Here is a 17,923-nt window from a genome sequence, read left to right as displayed (position 1 = left end):
AAGAAAGGCCCCGGTGGCAGGCTACAAAAGCCGGGGCCTTGCTGCAAGAAAAAGGACAGAATTCGTGCGCTTAAATGGTGCCTGCCTTTATGGTTTTAGCGTTGGAGCATCGACCGCGCCGCTTTCACGGCCGTTTCATCATCAATGGTGCGCGGTGGTACGGACACGCCCTTTTCCGCCGCCGGGCGGGCCGCGATACGGTCTGCCCATGCTTTCAGATTGGGCAGACCATCAATTTCAAGACCGCACCAGGCATGGCTTCTGACCCAGCACCAATTGGCGATATCAGCAATGGAATAGTCGCCTACCAGAAAATCCCGGCCTTCCAAGGCGCGGTCAAGCACCCCATAAAGACGCATGGTTTCATTTTGATACCGTGCAATCACCGAAGGAATTTGTTCGGGGAAATAGCGGGTGAACACATTGGCCTGCCCCTGCATCGGCCCCAAACCACCCATTTGGAACATCAGCCACTGGATGACTTGCGAGCGTGCTTTGGGATCGCTTGGCAAAAGTTTTCCGGTTTTTTCCGCCAGATACAGCATGATCGCGCCGGATTCAAAGACCGCGAAATCATCATTGTCCCGGTCAATGATTGCAGGAATGCGACCATTGGGATTGATTTTCAAAAACCAGTCTTCTTTCTGCTCGGCCGCCATCAAATTAATGGCTTTTACAGTATAGGGAAGGCCCATTTCTTCCAAAGTGACGGACACTTTGAAGCCATTGGGTGTGGCGGCGGTATAAAGATCAATCATGATGGGCTTTTCCTATTGTGGCATCGGCTGGCCGGTTTGACATGGAAAGATTTTGATAGGGGCAAACAAAGATAATGCGCGATACGAACAAACGCATCGCGCATTCACATTTATTTGACTGTTTAGATCAAAGCGCCGATCGGCAACAGTGTTTTAAGCGGCTTGGCGTCCCTGCCGACGTCGCTGGGTTGCACCGAAGCCGATCAAGCCCAATCCTAAAAACAGGACCGTTGCTGGCAGCGGAATATCAAAGCCAATCACATCGAAAACCGCCAAATCGATCCCGCTGATATCCACCTGTTCACCGCGGCCGGCTGTGGGATCCATGATACCGAAGGGGGAAATCACGCCGAAGACCTCAATCAGATGTGACGCCTGATTGCCGCCTAGATCGATGATCGTTCCATCGGGGAACTGGAACTGAAAGCCACCATTGAAACTACCCGACGAGAAGGGAGCAATTTGCGTTTTGCCACCATCGAATGAAAAGAAGGGAATGTCGGTACGGTTGGCGAATTGCGTGTCGAAATCATCGAAGGTCAAAGGCCCGTCAATGCCCAGATGGGAGGTCAGATCAAAGCCAACGAAATTGCCCTGCCCATCAAATGATAGATCGGAAAAGCGGAACAGATCCATCGGCGAGAACACCGCATTGAAATTATCGGGAACATTAAAGACCGCATTCACGATCTCGAAGATATTCACATTGGCCAGAATATCACGGGTGATCACGGCATCGGCGGGTAGGCCCAAAAGCGCCCGGAAGAAATCCGCATTGGCGGGGTTTTCCACCACGTCACGGATAACTTCTGACGTGGGGCCCGCGCCAGTGAACTGATCCACGAAATCCACGCCGCTGACAAAGCCCAAGGCATGGCCGATTTCATGGGCGGCAACGCCGATAAAATCGAAGGCGTTTGCATCAATTCCATCTGATCGATTGAAATCAAAATCAAAATCTGAATTGAAGGTGACCGAGCCATCCACCACACCATCAAGGCCTGTGAATCCCAAAGCTTTCAAATTGGCGGTGTTCACATCCAGCGCTGTATTGTCGATGGTGGAAAACACGCTGTTTCCTGCCGAATCAAATGAAATGCCCGGGCCGCCATCGAGGGTCCCCAAGGTGTTGGTGAAAAACGAGAGGCTATCGTCTTGCACCAAATTCTGGACGGCGACTTTATCTTTACCGCTGGTTTGATCTGCGGCCAAGGCATCGCGGAACACAGAATAATTGACAACCGCTGAAGATGACCCCGTTTGGCCGATCACATTGGGGGCAAGGGGTGCGAATCCCACATCCAGAATGATGGTGGTATCATCTTTAAGACGCGTTTCCCATAATTGCGCAGCTTTCTTGAATCCGCGGCGTGCATCATCGGCCAAAGCCGGATCAATATTGGGATCGAAATTGAAATTCAGATCAATCTGAATGGCATGCGCTGGTGCAGAAAGTGCCAAAATCCCTGCGGTGAGAGCGCCGCCCAAAAACCGTTTCATGCTTTTCATTACTCTACCCTGATTGCAATTATTATTATTCAACACAATCCAAGCAATTCTTATGCCATTTAATTCAACGGGAGAATTCCATGTTTTAAGCCTTTGGTTTAAGAAAACCTGTCGGAATTTTTATCAGGCTGAAGCCGTACACCGTTTATCTGTAAAAAAATCCGACAGTTGACAGGCGGGCCACCGCTCGCCACGCCATGGGAGACAAATTTTAGAGGACCCGATCATGTTCAAAGCGCTTGCCGTTTCGCTGTCCGCAGCGTGTCTTGCTACGACCTTTTGCACCGCGCCCGCTTGGGCTGCAGATACAAACAAGCGTTTTGCCGTAGAAGGCGGGGGCGCGCAGGCCTGCTCTTTGTTCTTGGAAGCCGAGCGGGACCGTAAAGAGCAATACACATATTATATCGGCTGGGTTCAGGGATATCTGACGGCGTTGAACCGCTTTCAAGACGACACTTTCGATATGGTGCCGTGGCAAAATACCCAGTTCCTGACCCTCGCTCTCATATCCTTTTGCAAGGACAATCAAGATACGCCCCTGTTTCGGGCGACGGATTATTTGAGCCTTATCATGTCGGAACAACGGCTGCGTAGTGAATCCAAGTCTCTCGTTCTGGGGCAAGGCGATAGCAGCATAACCATCTATCAAGAAATTCTGCGCCGCGCTCAGGCTAAATTGATCCAGGGTGGATTTCTGGAAGGCACTGCCGATGGGACATTCGGCCCGAAAACCCGCCTTGCTCTGGAAGCGTTTCAAAAATCGAAAGAGATCGAGGTGACGGGCCTGCCCGATCAAGTCACGCTGTTTCATCTGTTTGCCGAAGGGCTGCCGACTTCGGGGAAAAACCGATAGGGGATATATATCGTCTCATCGCTTGGCGAGGCTTGGAAAACAAGGCCCGCCTGCGCAGATCAAGGCAGTCTTCATGATGCAAAACAAGCCGGAAGGCTCGGGTGCGAAACTGGCTTTAATCGCGCTGTTCATCGGGGCCATCGGCATTGGCTTTGCGCCCATTTTCGTGCGCTATTCCGATATTGGCCCGGTTTCCACCGCCTTTTGGCGCATGGTTTTGTCGGTTCCTCTTCTGGCCTTGTGGATGGCGGTCACTCCCAGCCCCAAAAAACGCCCCTATAATTGGGGATTATTGGCTTTGTGCGGCCTGTTTTTTGCCGCCGATCTGGGGCTGTGGCATTGGTCGATTGCCTTAACATCCGTGGCCAATGCGACGCTTTTGACCAATTTGAATCCTGTGTTCGTGGCATTAGCGGGTTTTGTGCTGTTTCAAGAACGTTTTTCCCGCCTGTTTTTGCTGGGCTTGGTGGCCGCTTTGGTGGGGGCTGTGGCCCTGATGGGGGCCAGCCTTGAATTTGCACCCGAACGTCTGAACGGGGATCTTTTGGGGATGGCCTCTGCGGTGATGTATGCGGGATATTTCATCACCGCGGCAAAGCTGCGCGCCAATCATGGCGCTTTTGAAATTCTGGTATTTACCGCCATTGCCACCGCCATAGCGCTGCTTGGGGTGGCACTTGTATCAGAGCCGGACATCCTGCCCGCAACGCCGGAAAGCTGGCTTCCTTTGATCGCGCTGACACTGGTTAGCCAGATCATGGGGCAGGGATTGATTGTTTATGCCTTGGCGCATTTGCCAGCCGCTTTTTCCGCCGTGGGGTTGCTATTGCAGCCGTTGATTGCCGCTTTGGCTGCATGGCTGTTGTTCGCGGAACGTCTCGGCCCATGGGAATTGGCCGGAGGAGGGGTGGTCTTGTTGGGTATTGTGCTGGCCAGATTGGGTAGCCTGAACCGCCGCCGCATCCGGGACGGGGACAGTGCCCCGCAAACGCTGATCTGATCGGTTTGAAAGCCGGGGGGCGCCGGAAAAGCACCCCCCCCTTGCTATGACTGCTCAAGAACCGGGCGTTAGTCCGCGTCTTTCAGTTCTTGCAAGAACCAGGTGACAATCAGCGCATCGCGCATGGCCCCCTGCTTCAGATTGGCTGCGCCCGCATGGCCGCCTTCGATATTTTCATAATACAGCACTGCATGGCCCTGCTGCATCATCTTGGCTGCCATTTTGCGGGCATGGCCGGGATGCACCCGGTCATCGCGGGTGGAGGTGGTGAAGAACACCGGCGGATATGTCCCGTCTTCAGAAACATTCTGATAGGGCGAATAGGTTTCGATCCACGCCCGCTCCGCTGGAATATCAGGATCGCCATATTCGCCAATCCATGATGCACCGGCCAACAGCTTGTGATACCGCAACATATCAAGAAGCGGCACCGCCGAAACCACGGCCCCAAACAATTCGGGATTGCGCACCATGGTGGCGCCGGTCAACAAACCGCCATTGGAACCGCCATAAATGCCCAGATGCGAAGCGCTGGTCAGGCCCTGATCGATCAGATCGCGTGCGACGGAGGCAAAATCCTCATAGGCACGAGGGCGGTTTTCATTGAGCGCCGCCTTATGCCAGCGGGGGCCGAATTCTCCGCCACCCCGGATATTGGCGACGGCATAAGCGCCACCTTGTTTGAGCCATTCAATGGCCAAGGGCGACAAATAATTGGGGGTGAGAGAGATTTCAAACCCGCCATAGCCATAAAGGATGGTGGGAGTAGAGCCGTCCATCGCCGCATCTTTGGCACGAATCAAGAAATAAGGAACTTTGGTGCCATCGTCGCTGGTGGCGAAATGTTGCGCCACTTCATAGGCAGACGCATCGAAACGCGCCGGCATGGCTTTGATGGGTTTTGCGGTTGTCTCATCAATCAGATACAGCGTGTCCGGCTCCAGGAACCGTTCAAAATTCACCAAAAGGGTGTTGGTAAAGCCACTGCCTGAAACGATAGACACATTGCCGGTTTTCGGCAGATCCGCATCTGTCAGGGTCCAGCCTTCCGCGCTGGGTTGGGCCTTTGCCAAACGCCCGCGCACCTGATCCAGAAGGGCCACATAAATCGCATCGCGGCCAATCTGTACGCCTTCAATGGCCATGCTGTCGGTTGGCTTGGCAATGATGGTCATGCTTGAGGCTGTGTCTTTCAGCAGATCGTCAAGCGGCAAGGACACCACAGCACCCGCCGGGGCCATCACATCCCCCACGGTCCACTCGCTGCGCAAAAGGGCGATCACCCGCCCATTGAACAGGCCCTGGAAATTGGCGTCATCGGGAAGAGCCAATTCGGTCAGCTTGTTGTCAGACCCCACATGATACAGGGTTTCATGGAAGAAATCCGGCGCACGGGAAACGAACAATTCGGTGCCTTCGGGGCGGTGGATGACCACCGGGAATGTGAAGGCATCGGTTTCGGCGCTGCTAAACAGGGTTTCGGCGTCGGCCAGATCTGAGCCACGTTGCCAAATTCGCACCGTGCGGGCGTAACCCGATGTGTTTTTGGAACCGCCCGCATGGGGGCTGGCCACAAACAACCGGTCCGCGTCGATCCAGCTGACCGATTGCTTTTCTTCCGCAAGATAAAAACCATCTTCCACAAAGCGGCCGTTTTGCACATCGAATTCGCGGGAGACCACCGCATCGGCTCCGCCGCGTGACAGATTGACCATGCAATGCCGGTTATCGGGAGCAAGGCAGCTGGCCCCTTTCCAGACCCAGTTTTCTCCTTCTGTTTCGGCCAAGGCATCCAGATCGAGGATCACCTCCCATTGCGGGGAGTCGCTTTGATAACTTTCAAGAGAGGTGCGCCGCCAGATCCCGCGCACATGGGTATCGTCTTGCCAGAAATTACGCACCTCGTCGCCGATGATCTGGCCATAGGGAATACGGTCGGATGCGGTGCGGATTTTTTCTGCCGCCGCGCGAATGTCTTCATAGCGCGGATCGCCTTCCAGCCGCGCCAAAGACACGGCATTTTGCGTGCGCGCCCATTCAAGAGCCTTGTCGCCCTCTACCTCTTCAAGCCACAGATAAGGGTCGCCCGATTGCGTCTGCTGCGTCACGGATTCGTTGCTTTCTTTCGTCGATTTTTCGGAATTTTGCGCGTCACAAGCAGCCAAGGTCAGCGCGACACCTGCCGCCATTCCCAGCCGGTACATCCCGCGCCACGATAGATATCGTCTCTGGTCCATCTCAGTTCTCCCCAAAATGATGGTTAAATATTATGGTTTTAAAACGCATCCTTACGTTTGCGTATTTGTGCAAAGACGTCCACATCACTGGCCGCTTCCATGCCCAACTGCTTGCGGATTTCCGGACTGTGCGGCCGCAAGAACGGATTGGTGGCACGTTCGATACCCATAGTGGAGGGCACGGTGGGCTGACCTTCGCCACGCAGGGCTGCCACCTCTTTCATCCGTGTCAGCAGGGCCTGATTTTCCGGTTCGATGGTCAGAGCAAAGCGGCCATTGGCTTCGGTATATTCATGGGCGCAACATATCAGTGTTTCTTCGGGTAGCGCCGCCAATTTGCGTAAGGAGTGTAGCATCTGTTCCGGCGTGCCTTCAAACAGGCGGCCACAGCCCAAAGAAAAGAGTGTGTCACCGCAAAACAAGGCTTTCTGGTCGGCAAAATAATAGGCCACATGGCCGCTGGTATGGCCCGGCACTGCTATCACGTCGCCGCGTGCTGCGCCCAGATGTACGCTATCTCCCTCGCGCACCCATTCGTCGGCCCCTTTGATGCGGTGACGGTCCGCATCCGGGGCCACGATCCGCGCCCCATAAAGAGCCTTCAATGCTTCTGCGGCTCCAATATGATCGGCATGATGATGGGTGAGCAAAATCACTTCCGGTTTCCAGCCAAGCCCATCCAGCGCTGTTTTGACAGGCTGCGTCCAGCCCGGATCGACCACGGCCACTTGCCCGCTTTCAGGCTCTCGCACCAGATAGACATAATTGGCCAAAGGCTGTTCGATGAACACCTGTTCGATCTGGAAATCGCTCATCCGTTTTCTCCGCTTGTTCCCGAGACGCGCTCAGGACGGTTGATCTTTTCCATATACATCGTCTGGCACATAGGTTTTTGCGGCGGTTTCCTCAAGCTGTGCTGTGCTTGCGTCTTGGCCGGAAACACGGCGGTAAAAACAGCTTTTATGCCCCACATGACAGGCGCCGGGGCCGTGTTGATGCACCCGCAGCCATACCGCATCCTGATCGCAATCAAGGCGGATCTCTAACACATCCTGATAATGCCCCGAGCTTGCACCCTTTTTCCAAAGGGCTTGGCGGGACCGGCTATAATAATGCGCGACGCCGGTTTTTATGGTCAGGGCCAGGGCTTCGGCATTCATATAAGCCAGCATCAAAGGCATGCCGCTTTCATGATCGGTGGCAATGGCCGGGATCAGCCCGTCGGGGCCAAAGCGGGGCGTCAGGGCGGTCCCTTGCTCCAAGGCGGTTTTGTCCGCAGGAGGGGGGGCAAAAGAAGTTGATTGAGATAAGTTGGTCATGGCCGCACTTTGCCCCGAACTGTGGGCTTTGACCAGAGTGCTTGCACGATGTCTGCTCAGGATATGAAGAGTGCTTGGATTTTACCTGCATAGCTCTTATTTCATGGGGCATGAGCGCTTTATATAATAAAGACATTTTGCGGCTTGCAACCGAGATCCCGTTTACCGCGCCTTTGGCGGATGCGCAGATCAGCATCACCCGCACCAGCCGCATTTGCGGATCGCGGCTGAGGCTGGATGCGATTTTCGATGATCAAGGCCGCTTTTTGAAATTGGGATTGGATGTGCGGGCCTGTGCTTTGGGGCAAGCGACAACAGCCATTGTCGCTCCAAAGCTGATCGGGCTTGACCGGCAAAGCCTTGCCCATGCGGCGGATGATTTTCGCGCCATGCTGCAGGAAAACGGGCCGCCGCCTGCGCCGCCTTTTGAAGCCCTGCACATTCTGGAGCCGGTGCGAGATCATAAATCCCGCCATGCCTCTGTGATGCTGATTTTCGACGCCGCTTTGGCTGCACTTGATGGCTGGGCCGAAAAGTCCAAAGACGAGATGAATGCCAGTGGCCCGTCTCAGGCCTCCGTTTTGGGTGAGGGAGGCGGCGTGCTCCGGTCTTGATGGATGCTATAGATCTGCGATTGCGCAATGCCGGTGAAAATTGAACGGGAAAGGCGCGCGAAATAGGACGAATCCGTTTCATCGGCCAAACGCGGCGGATGAGAAACGAAAATCGTTTTGTAAATGCGGAGCGCCCGATCAAGATCTTTGCGGGAGATATTTGGGGAAATAGCCGGCATGATGCACTGTTCCGTTGCTAAGCCATGACCCCTGCCCTTTGTATCGATCACATTTTCGTGAAATGCAAGACCTAATCTGTCCCCTTTGAGGATATTTTATGCGGGTTCTTTCCCAAAAACATCGTTAAGTATTTGTTCTAACCACTGTTTATCAACTTCGTTAAAGCTATTGAGCGCGGTGGAATCCACATCGAAGACGGCCATCAGCGTGCCATCGGGCCGTGTAACCGGCACGACAATCTCTGACTGGCTGCGCGAATCACAAGCGATATGGCTGGGAAACGCATTCACATCAGCCACAAGTTGCGTTTCTCTGCTTTGGGCGGCCACGCCGCACACGCCTTTGCCGAATGGTATGCGCAAACAGCCCAGCGTGCCTTGATAAGGCCCCACCACCAGTTCATGCGGTTTTTCGGGATCGACCATATAAAAGCCGGTCCAGAAATAATAATCGAAGGCTTGTGACAGGAGGCACGACACCGTGGCCATCCGTGTTACCTCATTGGATTCGCCTTCAAGAACGGCGGAAATTTGCTTTGCAACCTCGCCATATCGGCGGGCTTTTTCTGCATCTTGCATAAGGCGCTCCCAAAACAGATCGAAATTGTGAAATAAATCGAGGATGGGGATGGCCCCCAAAGCGTGGCTTTTAAGATGATAGGGCTCGGTGTGCGTTTCGACCCCGGATCACCAATTTGTCAACGCCACACCATTAAGGACGTGGTGGGCCCGGCAGGACTCGAACCTGCGACCAAACCGTTATGAGCGGTTCGCTCTAACCAACTGAGCTACAGGCCCCTATTGCTGTCCAATAAGGAATATGTGTCCTAGATAGCAATGCCCTTGGCCGAGGCCAAGAACCAATTCGGAGAAAATGCATTTTAACAGGCTTTGCCCCCAGATCCCGCGGAACAGATGCGATCTGCCCCGGATCTTGCACAAAAATGCAGCGGGAAAATTCTGACGTAAAATACAGAAGGGGCGTTTATTGCCTCCCCACAAGGGCCAAAGCGTCGGGTTTTGCAACCTTAATTTTTAGTTTATAGTTGAAATAGAAAATTTCTTGTAAATCACTAAAATTTTATCCAAATTGTCTTTATAAGTCTGCCAAAGGGGAAACTGTCGTGAAGTTGATTAAATTGATTGCATGCGTGGCATTTGCCTCCGCATGCGTTTTTGCGATCCCAAATTCTGTTGTGCCACCCGTTCATGCGCAAGAAACGGTGGCATCGCCGCAGCTCAAGCAAAAAATCGCCATAGGCCGGTTCACCAATGAAACCCGTTACGGAAAAAGCTTGTTGCGTGACCAAGATCTTGACCCCCTAGGCAAGCAAGCTGCGGATATTTTGGCTGCGTATCTTACGCAGTCGGATAAATTTCTCGTCTTTGAACGCTCTGACCTTGTTGAAATTCAACGCGAACAATCCCGTTCCGCACCTGCCGAGGCTGAAAAGAAAGAACGCATCATTGGCGTTGATACCTTGATCCTGGGATCGGTGGTTGAATTTGGCAGCACGGTGGATGGCAAACGCGGCTTTTTCAATAAAAGAAAAACCCAAAGAGCGCATTCCAAAGTGGCCGTGCGCCTGGTGGATGTCAGCACGGGATTGGTCTTTCATTCTGCCACGGGGGCCGGCGAGGCAACCACTGAAACGCACACCATTCTTGGCATGGGGAGCACTTCGAAATTCGATGGTACCCTGACCGATAAGGCGCTGTCCGTTGCCGTTGAGGACATGATCGAAGAGCTTGTCAATACGATCTCCGCCCGGCCCTGGAAGACCGATATTTTGCAGGTGCGCGGCGAAACGCTCTTCATTTCCGGTGGCAAAAGCCAAGGCTTGAAAATGGGCGATATCCTTCAGGTCATGCGCAAAGGCGAAACCATCGAAAGTGCCCAAACCGGCTTCGATATCACGCTTCCTGCCGAAAAGGTGGGGACGGTGAAAGTGGTCCAATTATTTGGTGAAAGCGAAGTCAACGAAGGGGCCGTCACCCAGCTGTTGTCTGGCACTGTCGCGGAAGATGGCTTTTCCGATCTGTTCGTGACCACGGGACAATGAGCCAAAGATATAGGGGACTATCGATGACAAAATTTTTCGTGGCACTGGCCGCCAGCCTGCTGTTAGCAGCCTGTGGCAGTATGCCCAAACACGCCAATGTGCGGAGCGATGAGCCGGCAATCGTTCAGGTGATCGGCGCACCGGAAGGGGCCAGTGTTTTGTGGAATGGCGCCATTCTTGGCCAAACGTCGGGAAAAACGACACGTTTTGAAGTGGGGGCCGGGTCTCACAAACTGGTTGTGCGCACAGGAACACAGATTTTGTTTGATCGTGACATCTTCATTCAGGATGGAACAACGAGAAACATTCAAATCGGCCAATAAGGGCTTGGCATTCAAGTAGGATTGTCAAAAAAGGGGGGGCTTGGGAATGAAAAGAGGAACAACTGCGATTGCCGTTGTGATGGCGCTTGGCTTGGGTGCTTGTGCCTCAAAGGAGAATAGCGGTCTTTATGATTGGAACGGCTATCAAGGGGAATTGCTGGCCTATTATAAGAACCCGCAGGAAAATCAGGCTTTTTCCGAACAGCTTTATGCAAATATTGAACTGGCGGAGCAAAATGATCGGGTTCCGCCCGGTATATATGCCGAATATGGCTATGTGCTTTTGCAAATAGGCAAAACGAACGAAGCCCTTGCCTATTTTGCCAAGGAACGGGATCGCTGGCCGGAATCTGCTTATCTGATGTCCAAGGTCATTGATCGGCTGGGGGGCGCTACCGCGTCATTGGACGAGAATCCATCAACGGATGACACAGCGCAGACGAATGCGGCCGGGCAATAAAGGGGGACGCCAATATGTTTAAGAACACAATTTTTCTGGCGCTGATCGCTATTCTTTTGTCGGCCTGTGCCTCTTCGTTGCAACCAAAAGATTATTCGCTTTTCCGAGAGGCCAATCCCCGGTCTGTGGTGATCGTCCCTGTGATCAACCATTCCCAAGAAGCGGAAGCCGCGGATCTGTTTCTTACAACGCTGGCGATTCCGCTTGCTGAACGCGGCTATTATGTGTTTCCCACCAATATGGTGAGAAGCATGATGGAAGAGGATGGCCTTGCCGATGCCCATTTGGTGCATAGCACGGAAACGCCGATTCTTGGGTCGTTGTTCGGGGCGGATGCGATCCTTTATGTAGAGATCCTCGACTGGAAATCGCAATATGCTCTCTTATCCTCCTCCATTGTGGTGGAATTTCTCTATACGTTGAAAGACGCTCGGACAGGGGCTTTGCTGTGGCAAGATCAGCAGCAGTTTATACAACAAAAGGGGGGGAGCTCGGGGAATATCATTGCAGATATGATTGCCGCGGCTATCACCGCAGGTGTCGATAATGCGAAATCCGATTATACGCCGGCGGCTCATATGGCAAATGCGATGGCAATGGCTCCCCCGGGTCAGGGGTTACCATTCGGCCCCTATAGCCCGGATTACGGCACGGACAATGAGCTTTACGCTGCAACGGGAAGCGGGCATTTCAGCGATGCCACCGAAATGGCCGTCTCTTATCCTGTGTCTTTGCAACCCGCCGATGACCAGATCAACGAGTGAGAAAATCAAAGCCACTCATCTTGCGCACTCCTGCCGATAAGGGGTGCGTGAGATGTGGCATAAAATCTTGCTTATGTCATGGCGCTGTAATTGCGTCTTTTGCCGCAACAGGGTAGATCAACCGTCAGGCAACCCGGCACGGTAGTGGACCTTGGCATGCGCGCACCAATTTACAAGATCATGAGCACCGCCCAATGGCAGGCCTTCAAGGAAAGCGGGCATTTCAAAGGATCGGAGGTTGATCTTGCCGATGGGTATATTCACTTCTCCACCCGGGAGCAGGTGGCTGAAACGCTGGACCGCCATTATAAAGCCGTGCCCGACCTTGTGCTGTTAAGCGTTGATGTGGCATCCCTTGACGGGGATGCCTTGCGCTGGGAAGCCGCACGCGGCGGGCAGAAATTCCCCCACCTTTATGCGCCCTTGCCTCTTCATGCGGTGATTGCCCACAGCGTTCTGGAACTGGATGAAAAGGGCCGCCATAGTCTTCCAACACTACCAGAGCATTTGGCGTGAGCGGTTATATCTGGCCACTTTTCCGTAAGGCTTTGTTCCGGCTTGATCCTGAAACGGCACATGATGTGACAGTGCGTGCTTTGGCCTTGCGCAATACCAAAAAACCCGAGCCGGATGCGGCCTCTTTGGCCATTTGTCCCAACGGTTTAGGGCTTTCTTTTTCGAACCCTTTGGGGGTGGCGGCAGGCTTTGACAAGGATGCACGGGTTCCCGGTGCCATCCGCGCCCTTGGCTTTGGCTTTGCGGAAATCGGTACCGTTACGCCGCAGCCCCAAAGCGGCAACCCACAGCCACGTTTGTTTCGGTTGGAAAAAGACCGGGCGGTGATCAATCGGCTGGGATTCAACAATGCCGGCCATGACCGTGCTTTCACGCGATTGGCCGCTGCAAAAGCCCGCGGCGTTGGGCCGGTCGGGGTCAATCTTGGGGCCAATAAAGCCTCTTCTGACCGGGTGGCGGATTATTTGACGGGCATCGCGCGTTTCTCGCCCTTGGCGGATTATTTCGCCATCAATATCTCGTCCCCCAATACGCCGGGTTTACGGGCCTTGCAAAGCCGGGCCGCCTTGCAGAACTTGCTGGACCGCTTGGTTGAAAGGCGCGCCCAACAGCAAAGGCAGGTGCCCATTTTTCTCAAGGTCGCGCCCGATCTGACCGAAGGCGATCGCCATGATATTGCCGAAGTGGCTTTGACGGCGGGCATTGAGGGATTGATTGTTTCCAACACCACATTAAGCCGCCCTGCCAGCTTGCTTTCGGACCAGAAAGGCCAGGCCGGGGGCTTGTCCGGGGCACCGCTCATGGCTTTGTCCACAGAGATCCTGGCCGATTTCTATAGGCTAACGGGCGGCAAGCTGGTGTTGATCGGGGTGGGCGGCGTTGCGTCTGGTGCCGATGCCTATGCAAAAATCCGCGCGGGTGCCAGCCTCGTGCAGCTTTATACGGCGCTTATCTATCAAGGGCCCGGCCTGATAAAACAGATCAAGCGCGATCTGATTGCTTTTATGCAACGTGACGGCTTTAGCCATATTGGGGAAGCGGTGGGGGCCGATCACCGTTGAGCGGCCATGCGACCCTTGCGCGGAACCCCGGCCTTGTCCAGCCAGCGGCCCAGTTTGCCGGTTAGCCACAAGGCGGTCATCACATAATCGGAAATCAGCGACCAGCCGGGATAGGTGAAGGTGGCGGGGCGGTTTTTTTCGATGAAAAAATGCGCAATCCATGCCGGACCATAGCCCGCAACAGGCATCAGCAACGCAATCCATAAAGGCCCGAAGATCAGGCCGTATAATAAAACACCCAAGGCGGAAAAGGCCGCCAGATAATGAAGGGCGCGTGTTGTGGGCCGGGCATGTTCCCGCAGATAATACAGGAAGAATTCGCTATAGGTTTCGATGCGTTCGGACATGATCGTCTCCGCTTGATAAGGATGCCAATATAGCATGGCAGCGCGTTGATGCGACCTGCCCGATCCGGTCGCCGCTCAGAAGTCTTCGTTTATGATATGATCTTCCAGCGCCCCTGCCTCGCGTTCGTCCAAAAGCCAGCGGTGGCGCATGGATTGATGGGCTTCATGCACGCTTTCAGGGCGGCCGGAAATCAGCGGATGCCATTGGGGGAGATCTTTTCCTTCATGGACAAGCCGGTAGCCGCAACTTTTCGGCAGCCACTTGAAATCCGCAATCTGATGGGGTTTTAGCACCGTGCAATCGGGCACCCAGCGGGTGCGCGTGGCATAGCGGCTGCAGCGCATGCTGTCATGATCCAGCAAGCGGCAGGCCACATTGGTATAATAAATATGGCCGCTATCGGCATCTTCCAGCTTATGCAGGCAGCACTTTCCGCAGCCATTGCATAAGGATTCCCATTGGGCGTGGGTCATGTCTTTCAATGCCACAGTCTTCCAGAATGGGGCATCGGCCTGACTGTCGGTGCTGTCGCTCATTTGGCAGCTTTCAATAAGGGTCGCATCACCGCCACCATATCATCGGGCGTTTCCCGCGACGAAAAGAAATCCACAAACTGCCCATCGGGGTCCATCAGCAAAATCATCGAGGCATGATCCACCAGATAGGCATCACTCGAAACATCCCCGCTTTTCTGGGCATAAACCCGATAAGCATCGGTGGCGGTTTTGATCTGTTCAGGAGAGCCGGTCAGCCCCATCAGGCTGGGATGGAACAAGGACACATAACGTGCCATCTGCTCCACATCATCCCGTTCGGGGTCCACGGTGATGAACAAAGGCTGCACGGCCTTTAGAGAAACACCTTCTTTTTCAAGTTGTTCCAATGCACGGGTCATTTTTGCTAGTTCGGTCGGGCAGACATCGGGACAAAATGTATAGCCGAAATAGATCAGCATATAGCGGCCCTGGAAATCCTGATCCGTTACGGTTTTTCCTTCATGGGAGACAAGGCTGAAAGGCCCCCCGATGGGCACGGGGTCCGATGGGGCCGGGGCCTGCCTGTCCGGTGACGCCCAGTACAAAAGTCCGAGAGCGCTGAGACAAACCAGCAAGGCTGCGCTAAGGATACGGGGAAGCGTCATTTTGTTCTACCTCAATCAATGGCTCTTGATGGAATGTCTTTCACGCTCCACTTTGGGAGCATATGGACTTGGCTCATGATATAAGGGCCATCATTGGTCTTGTCGATGAGACGAACTGACATCATTTTGGCTTTGCCATTAAGAAAGAAGAGAGATGCGTGTGTTTTTAAATTCTGCCGCCCGTCTTATTGCCCTTGGATGGATGCCGATGGTTGCCTTTTTAGGCGTATTTTTTACAGCCAGCCCGGCATCTGCACAGTTTTCCGCAGCCTATGAGCTGATCAAGGCTGTGGAAGAGCAAGATTATGCCGAATTGCGCACGCAAATGCTGAAATGCCGTTGCCCCAATGTGCGGACGATTGATGATGTGCCGGTTCTGGTGATCGCAGCCCGCAATGCCGATAAACAAATTGTCGAATATTTGCTGGAATCCGGGGCCAATCCAAATGCCGCCGACCGCACCAGCAAGATGACACCTTTGATGGAATTTGCCCGTAGGGGTGATGTGGCGGGCCTGAATATGCTGTTGGCCCGCAATGTGGATCTGGATGCGGGGAATGATTCGGGGCAAACGGCTTTGATGATTGCGGTGCGATCCCGTCAGGCGCGCGCTGTCAAGGCGCTATTGGATGCCGGGGCCAATGTGGATATGCCCGATTATCAAGGCCAAACGGCGCTGGATGTCGCCCGCTCCATGCGCTTGCGTGATCTGGAACGCCTGTTGATGGATGCAAGCTAATATATAAAAGCCGGGGGTGAGGTGGCGACTCCTGGATTTTCCCGGATGTGCCCACCATAGAGACAGCCCCATGATGCGCCTCTCTCCACCTGTGTCAAACCCGCAAGAAACCGCTGCCGATCAATCGGCGGGATATGGCAGCTATGTGCGGTTGGGGTCGCTGATCACCATCCGCTGGATGGCCATTGCCGGGCAGCTTTTAACGCTGGCTATCGTTCATTGGGTCTTGGGTTTTCGTTTCGAGGCGCATTGGGCGATCATGGCGATTTCCGCCTCGGCGGCGCTCAATCTTTATCTCAGCATTCGCTATCCACGGGCAAAACAGCTTACCGACTATGAAGCCACCGTTCATCTGGGCTTTGATTTGGTGCAATTGGCGCTGCTTTTATCGCTAACCGGTGGCTGGACCAACCCTTTTGCTTTTCTTCTTGTGGTGCCGGTGACCATTTCCGCCACGGTGCTGTCGCGTAAAAGCACATGGGTTTTGCTGGCACTGGCTTTGGTTTCTTGCTTGATTCTGGCCCGCTGGCATCTTCCCTTGCCTTGGGGACATGTGCCCCTTCAGATCCCCACCACCTATTTGATAGGCTCATGGATCGGCCTTGTGGTGTCGATGGTGTTTTTAGCCATTTATGCGGCAACGGTTTCTGCCGATGCCCGGCGACGCTCAAAGGCTTTGGCGGCCACCGAAGCAGCGCTGGAACGGGAGCACAAGCTGGCGGAATTGGGCACCTTGGCCGCCGCCGCCGCCCATGAACTGGGAACACCTTTAGGCACCATCACCTTGGCCGCCCGTGAATTATTGCGCGAAACGCCAAAACAAGACGCTCGTTATGATGATGTGGCTTTGATCAATGATCAGGTTTCGCGCTGTCGGCAAATTCTGGAGCGTTTGTCCCATTCGGATCTGGGCGATGCACCGCACCCCTTTGCCATTCAAACCATCGAGGCATTGGCCAATGAAGCGGCGCGGCCATTCGAGTTTTTGACCGATGTGGTGATCCATGTGCGGGCCCATCCTTTGGAAAACAGCGAGACGAAGCAACCGGTGATTACCCGGCGGGCCGAAGTGTTGCATGCGCTGACCAATTTCATCGAAAATGCGGTGGGATTTGCCCGCACGCGGGTGGATGTGAGCATCGGCTGGTCCGCAGAGCGGATTCAGGTGGTGATCTCCGATGACGGCCCCGGTTTTGATCCCACGGTGCAGAAAAAACTGGGGGAGCCTTATGTGACTACCCGCCAACGTGGCCAAGGGGATGAGGATGATGCCCATGTCAATGCCACCGGCGATACGGGCCTTGGTCTGGGGGTGTTTATCGCCAAAACTCTGCTAGAGCGCACAGGGGCGCGTGTTCAGTTCATCAATGCTCCTCAGGGTGGTGCATCTGTGCGGATTGTCTGGCGGCGCGATCCATTGGGAGCTACAACTTGATTTGGGTTATAAGAGCCACGATACCCGACAAGAAAAAGGATTGACCAATATGGGTGACTTGTCTGCAATCGCTGAGAGAAAACTTTTGGTGGTGGATGATGATCCGCCTTTTCGCGCTCGCTTGGGCCGGGCCATGGAAGGCTATGGCTTTCAGGTGCAGCTGGCCGAAGGGATTGAAGACGCGCTCCGATTGGCTCATCTGCATAAGCCGGGCTATGCGGTTGTGGATATGCGCCTTGAAGATGGCAACGGGCTGGATCTGGTACCGCAATTGCGCGATGTGCGCCCCGATATGCGGGTGGTGATCCTGACCGGTTATGGCAATATCGCCAGTGCTGTGTCGGCTGTTAAAACCGGTGTTGTGGATTATCTGGCCAAACCCGCCGATGCGGAAGCGGTGGCCAATGCTCTTTTGGCGCATGAGGATTCGGCACCGCCGCCGCCGCCCGAGAATCCCATGTCCGCCGACCGGGTCCGGTGGGAGCATATTCAACGGGTCTATGAATTATGCGGGCGTAATGTGTCGGAAACGGCGCGTCGCTTGAATATGCACCGACGCACCTTGCAGCGTATTTTGGCCAAACGGGCTCCGCGTTGATCCGCC

21 protein-coding genes and 1 tRNA gene are annotated in these 17,923 nt (G+C 54.2%); 12 read left to right on the top strand and 10 right to left on the bottom strand.

Annotated elements, in window-relative coordinates:
• Positions 1–95: 95 nt before the first annotated feature.
• Together IEX96_RS02765 and IEX96_RS02760 are read right to left on the bottom strand one after the other, a co-directional pair.
• A complete protein-coding gene (locus IEX96_RS02765; RefSeq protein ID WP_150004155.1) occupies positions 96–758 on the bottom strand; it encodes a glutathione S-transferase family protein in 663 nt (220 codons plus the stop codon).
• Positions 759–911: 153 nt separating this feature from the next.
• Positions 912–2,267 (bottom strand): NF038122 family metalloprotease, encoded by a 1,356-nt coding sequence (locus tag IEX96_RS02760; protein ID WP_150004154.1) that lies wholly within the window; start codon positions 2,265–2,267, stop codon positions 912–914.
• A 226-nt stretch (positions 2,268–2,493) separates the two neighbouring features.
• Between IEX96_RS02760 and IEX96_RS02755 the strand changes: the two genes are divergently transcribed.
• Positions 2,494–3,120: a peptidoglycan-binding domain-containing protein gene (locus IEX96_RS02755; RefSeq protein ID WP_150004153.1), complete on the top strand. Its 627-nt coding sequence runs from the start codon at positions 2,494–2,496 to the stop codon at positions 3,118–3,120.
• 73 nt (positions 3,121–3,193) lie between these two features.
• On the top strand, positions 3,194–4,120 hold the full coding sequence (locus tag IEX96_RS02750; RefSeq protein ID WP_150004152.1) for a DMT family transporter: 927 nt from the start codon (positions 3,194–3,196) through the stop codon (positions 4,118–4,120).
• A 68-nt stretch (positions 4,121–4,188) separates the two neighbouring features.
• On the opposite strand, the gene IEX96_RS02745 is transcribed toward IEX96_RS02750, so the two are convergent.
• From IEX96_RS02745 to hisI, 3 genes are read right to left on the bottom strand one after another with little or no spacing between them, the layout of a single operon-like run.
• Positions 4,189–6,357: a prolyl oligopeptidase family serine peptidase gene (locus tag IEX96_RS02745; protein ID WP_229773486.1), complete on the bottom strand. Its 2,169-nt coding sequence runs from the start codon at positions 6,355–6,357 to the stop codon at positions 4,189–4,191.
• A gap of 38 nt (positions 6,358–6,395) precedes the next feature.
• Positions 6,396–7,172 (bottom strand): hydroxyacylglutathione hydrolase, encoded by a 777-nt coding sequence (gene gloB / locus IEX96_RS02740; RefSeq protein WP_150004151.1) that lies wholly within the window; start codon positions 7,170–7,172, stop codon positions 6,396–6,398.
• Positions 7,173–7,202: 30 nt separating this feature from the next.
• Positions 7,203–7,676, bottom strand: coding sequence for a phosphoribosyl-AMP cyclohydrolase (gene hisI / locus IEX96_RS02735; protein WP_150004150.1), 474 nt, complete (start codon positions 7,674–7,676; stop codon positions 7,203–7,205).
• A 110-nt stretch (positions 7,677–7,786) separates the two neighbouring features.
• On the opposite strand from hisI, the gene IEX96_RS02730 reads away from it, so the two are divergent.
• The gene (locus IEX96_RS02730) at positions 7,787–8,290 is read left to right on the top strand and encodes an iron-sulfur cluster assembly scaffold protein (protein WP_188873451.1); all 504 of its coding nucleotides are present in this window, start codon (positions 7,787–7,789) and stop codon (positions 8,288–8,290) included.
• 275 nt (positions 8,291–8,565) lie between these two features.
• Here the strand turns inward: IEX96_RS02730 and msrC are convergent, their stop codons facing one another.
• Entirely contained in the window at positions 8,566–9,048 is a 483-nt protein-coding gene (msrC, locus tag IEX96_RS02725; RefSeq protein ID WP_150004149.1) for a free L-methionine (R)-S-oxide reductase MsrC, read from the bottom strand.
• Positions 9,049–9,190: 142 nt separating this feature from the next.
• A tRNA-Ile gene (locus tag IEX96_RS02720) sits at positions 9,191–9,267 on the bottom strand.
• Between the two features lie 326 nt (positions 9,268–9,593).
• On the opposite strand from IEX96_RS02720, the gene IEX96_RS02715 reads away from it, so the two are divergent.
• The 6 genes from IEX96_RS02715 to IEX96_RS02690 all read left to right on the top strand — a co-directional run bounded on the left by IEX96_RS02715 (position 9,594) and on the right by IEX96_RS02690 (position 13,656).
• Positions 9,594–10,532 carry a CsgG/HfaB family protein gene (locus IEX96_RS02715; RefSeq protein ID WP_150004148.1) on the top strand — a complete coding sequence of 313 codons (939 nt, stop codon included), beginning with the start codon at positions 9,594–9,596 and terminating at the stop codon, positions 10,530–10,532.
• A gap of 23 nt (positions 10,533–10,555) precedes the next feature.
• Positions 10,556–10,855: a hypothetical protein gene (locus tag IEX96_RS02710; protein WP_150004147.1), complete on the top strand. Its 300-nt coding sequence runs from the start codon at positions 10,556–10,558 to the stop codon at positions 10,853–10,855.
• Positions 10,856–10,901: 46 nt separating this feature from the next.
• Positions 10,902–11,315: a DUF4810 domain-containing protein gene (locus IEX96_RS02705; protein WP_150004146.1), complete on the top strand. Its 414-nt coding sequence runs from the start codon at positions 10,902–10,904 to the stop codon at positions 11,313–11,315.
• A gap of 14 nt (positions 11,316–11,329) precedes the next feature.
• Positions 11,330–12,079, top strand: a complete 750-nt coding sequence (locus IEX96_RS02700) for a GNA1162 family protein (RefSeq protein WP_188873450.1) — start codon at positions 11,330–11,332, stop codon at positions 12,077–12,079.
• A gap of 156 nt (positions 12,080–12,235) precedes the next feature.
• Positions 12,236–12,595: a DUF952 domain-containing protein gene (locus tag IEX96_RS02695; protein ID WP_188873449.1), complete on the top strand. Its 360-nt coding sequence runs from the start codon at positions 12,236–12,238 to the stop codon at positions 12,593–12,595.
• Positions 12,592–13,656: a quinone-dependent dihydroorotate dehydrogenase gene (locus tag IEX96_RS02690; protein WP_229773485.1), complete on the top strand. Its 1,065-nt coding sequence runs from the start codon at positions 12,592–12,594 to the stop codon at positions 13,654–13,656. The genes IEX96_RS02695 and IEX96_RS02690 overlap by 4 nt, the downstream gene beginning before the upstream one ends.
• On the opposite strand, the gene IEX96_RS02685 is transcribed toward IEX96_RS02690, so the two are convergent.
• From IEX96_RS02685 to IEX96_RS02675, 3 genes are all read right to left on the bottom strand, one after another.
• Positions 13,647–14,003, bottom strand: a complete 357-nt coding sequence (locus tag IEX96_RS02685; protein ID WP_150004145.1) for an Mpo1-like protein — start codon at positions 14,001–14,003, stop codon at positions 13,647–13,649. The two genes, IEX96_RS02690 and IEX96_RS02685, sit on opposite strands and share 10 nt — an antisense overlap.
• 75 nt (positions 14,004–14,078) lie before the next feature.
• Entirely contained in the window at positions 14,079–14,540 is a 462-nt protein-coding gene (locus IEX96_RS02680; RefSeq protein ID WP_150004144.1) for a YcgN family cysteine cluster protein, read from the bottom strand.
• Positions 14,537–15,145: an SCO family protein gene (locus IEX96_RS02675; RefSeq protein ID WP_188873448.1), complete on the bottom strand. Its 609-nt coding sequence runs from the start codon at positions 15,143–15,145 to the stop codon at positions 14,537–14,539. The genes IEX96_RS02680 and IEX96_RS02675 overlap by 4 nt, the downstream gene beginning before the upstream one ends.
• Positions 15,146–15,299: 154 nt before the next feature.
• On the opposite strand from IEX96_RS02675, the gene IEX96_RS02670 reads away from it, so the two are divergent.
• The 3 genes from IEX96_RS02670 to IEX96_RS02660 all read left to right on the top strand — a co-directional run bounded on the left by IEX96_RS02670 (position 15,300) and on the right by IEX96_RS02660 (position 17,917).
• A complete protein-coding gene (locus IEX96_RS02670) occupies positions 15,300–15,884 on the top strand; it encodes an ankyrin repeat domain-containing protein (protein ID WP_188873447.1) in 585 nt (194 codons plus the stop codon).
• A gap of 70 nt (positions 15,885–15,954) precedes the next feature.
• Positions 15,955–17,319 (top strand): ActS/PrrB/RegB family redox-sensitive histidine kinase, encoded by a 1,365-nt coding sequence (locus IEX96_RS02665; RefSeq protein ID WP_188873446.1) that lies wholly within the window; start codon positions 15,955–15,957, stop codon positions 17,317–17,319.
• Between the two features lie 49 nt (positions 17,320–17,368).
• On the top strand, positions 17,369–17,917 hold the full coding sequence (locus IEX96_RS02660; protein ID WP_150004139.1) for an ActR/PrrA/RegA family redox response regulator transcription factor: 549 nt from the start codon (positions 17,369–17,371) through the stop codon (positions 17,915–17,917).
• Positions 17,918–17,923: the final 6 nt, after the last annotated feature.

The sequence above is a fragment of the Iodidimonas muriae genome (assembly GCF_014647255.1).
GTDB classification, from domain to species: domain Bacteria; phylum Pseudomonadota; class Alphaproteobacteria; order Sphingomonadales; family Rhodothalassiaceae; genus Iodidimonas; species Iodidimonas muriae.
This window is presented reverse-complemented; position numbering and strand designations above follow the sequence as displayed.

Bases quoted from the DNA above. Each gene is read 5' to 3' on its own strand.
- IEX96_RS02765 (WP_150004155.1), bottom strand. From the start codon at position 758: ATGATTGATCTTTATACCGCCGCCACACCCAATGGCTTCAAAGTGTCC.
- IEX96_RS02760 (WP_150004154.1), bottom strand. From the start codon at position 2,267: ATGAAAAGCATGAAACGGTTTTTGGGCGGCGCTCTCACCGCAGGGATT.
- IEX96_RS02755 (WP_150004153.1), top strand. From the start codon at position 2,494: ATGTTCAAAGCGCTTGCCGTTTCGCTGTCCGCAGCGTGTCTTGCTACG.
- IEX96_RS02750 (WP_150004152.1), top strand. From the start codon at position 3,194: ATGATGCAAAACAAGCCGGAAGGCTCGGGTGCGAAACTGGCTTTAATC.
- IEX96_RS02745 (WP_229773486.1), bottom strand. From the start codon at position 6,357: ATGGACCAGAGACGATATCTATCGTGGCGCGGGATGTACCGGCTGGGA.
- gloB (WP_150004151.1), bottom strand. From the start codon at position 7,172: ATGAGCGATTTCCAGATCGAACAGGTGTTCATCGAACAGCCTTTGGCC.
- hisI (WP_150004150.1), bottom strand. From the start codon at position 7,676: ATGACCAACTTATCTCAATCAACTTCTTTTGCCCCCCCTCCTGCGGAC.
- IEX96_RS02730 (WP_188873451.1), top strand. From the start codon at position 7,787: ATGAGCGCTTTATATAATAAAGACATTTTGCGGCTTGCAACCGAGATC.
- msrC (WP_150004149.1), bottom strand. From the start codon at position 9,048: ATGCAAGATGCAGAAAAAGCCCGCCGATATGGCGAGGTTGCAAAGCAA.
- IEX96_RS02710 (WP_150004147.1), top strand. From the start codon at position 10,556: ATGACAAAATTTTTCGTGGCACTGGCCGCCAGCCTGCTGTTAGCAGCC.
- IEX96_RS02705 (WP_150004146.1), top strand. From the start codon at position 10,902: ATGAAAAGAGGAACAACTGCGATTGCCGTTGTGATGGCGCTTGGCTTG.
- IEX96_RS02700 (WP_188873450.1), top strand. From the start codon at position 11,330: ATGTTTAAGAACACAATTTTTCTGGCGCTGATCGCTATTCTTTTGTCG.
- IEX96_RS02695 (WP_188873449.1), top strand. From the start codon at position 12,236: ATGCGCGCACCAATTTACAAGATCATGAGCACCGCCCAATGGCAGGCC.
- IEX96_RS02685 (WP_150004145.1), bottom strand. From the start codon at position 14,003: ATGTCCGAACGCATCGAAACCTATAGCGAATTCTTCCTGTATTATCTG.
- IEX96_RS02680 (WP_150004144.1), bottom strand. From the start codon at position 14,540: ATGAGCGACAGCACCGACAGTCAGGCCGATGCCCCATTCTGGAAGACT.
- IEX96_RS02675 (WP_188873448.1), bottom strand. From the start codon at position 15,145: ATGACGCTTCCCCGTATCCTTAGCGCAGCCTTGCTGGTTTGTCTCAGC.
- IEX96_RS02670 (WP_188873447.1), top strand. From the start codon at position 15,300: ATGCGTGTGTTTTTAAATTCTGCCGCCCGTCTTATTGCCCTTGGATGG.
- IEX96_RS02665 (WP_188873446.1), top strand. From the start codon at position 15,955: ATGATGCGCCTCTCTCCACCTGTGTCAAACCCGCAAGAAACCGCTGCC.
- IEX96_RS02660 (WP_150004139.1), top strand. From the start codon at position 17,369: ATGGGTGACTTGTCTGCAATCGCTGAGAGAAAACTTTTGGTGGTGGAT.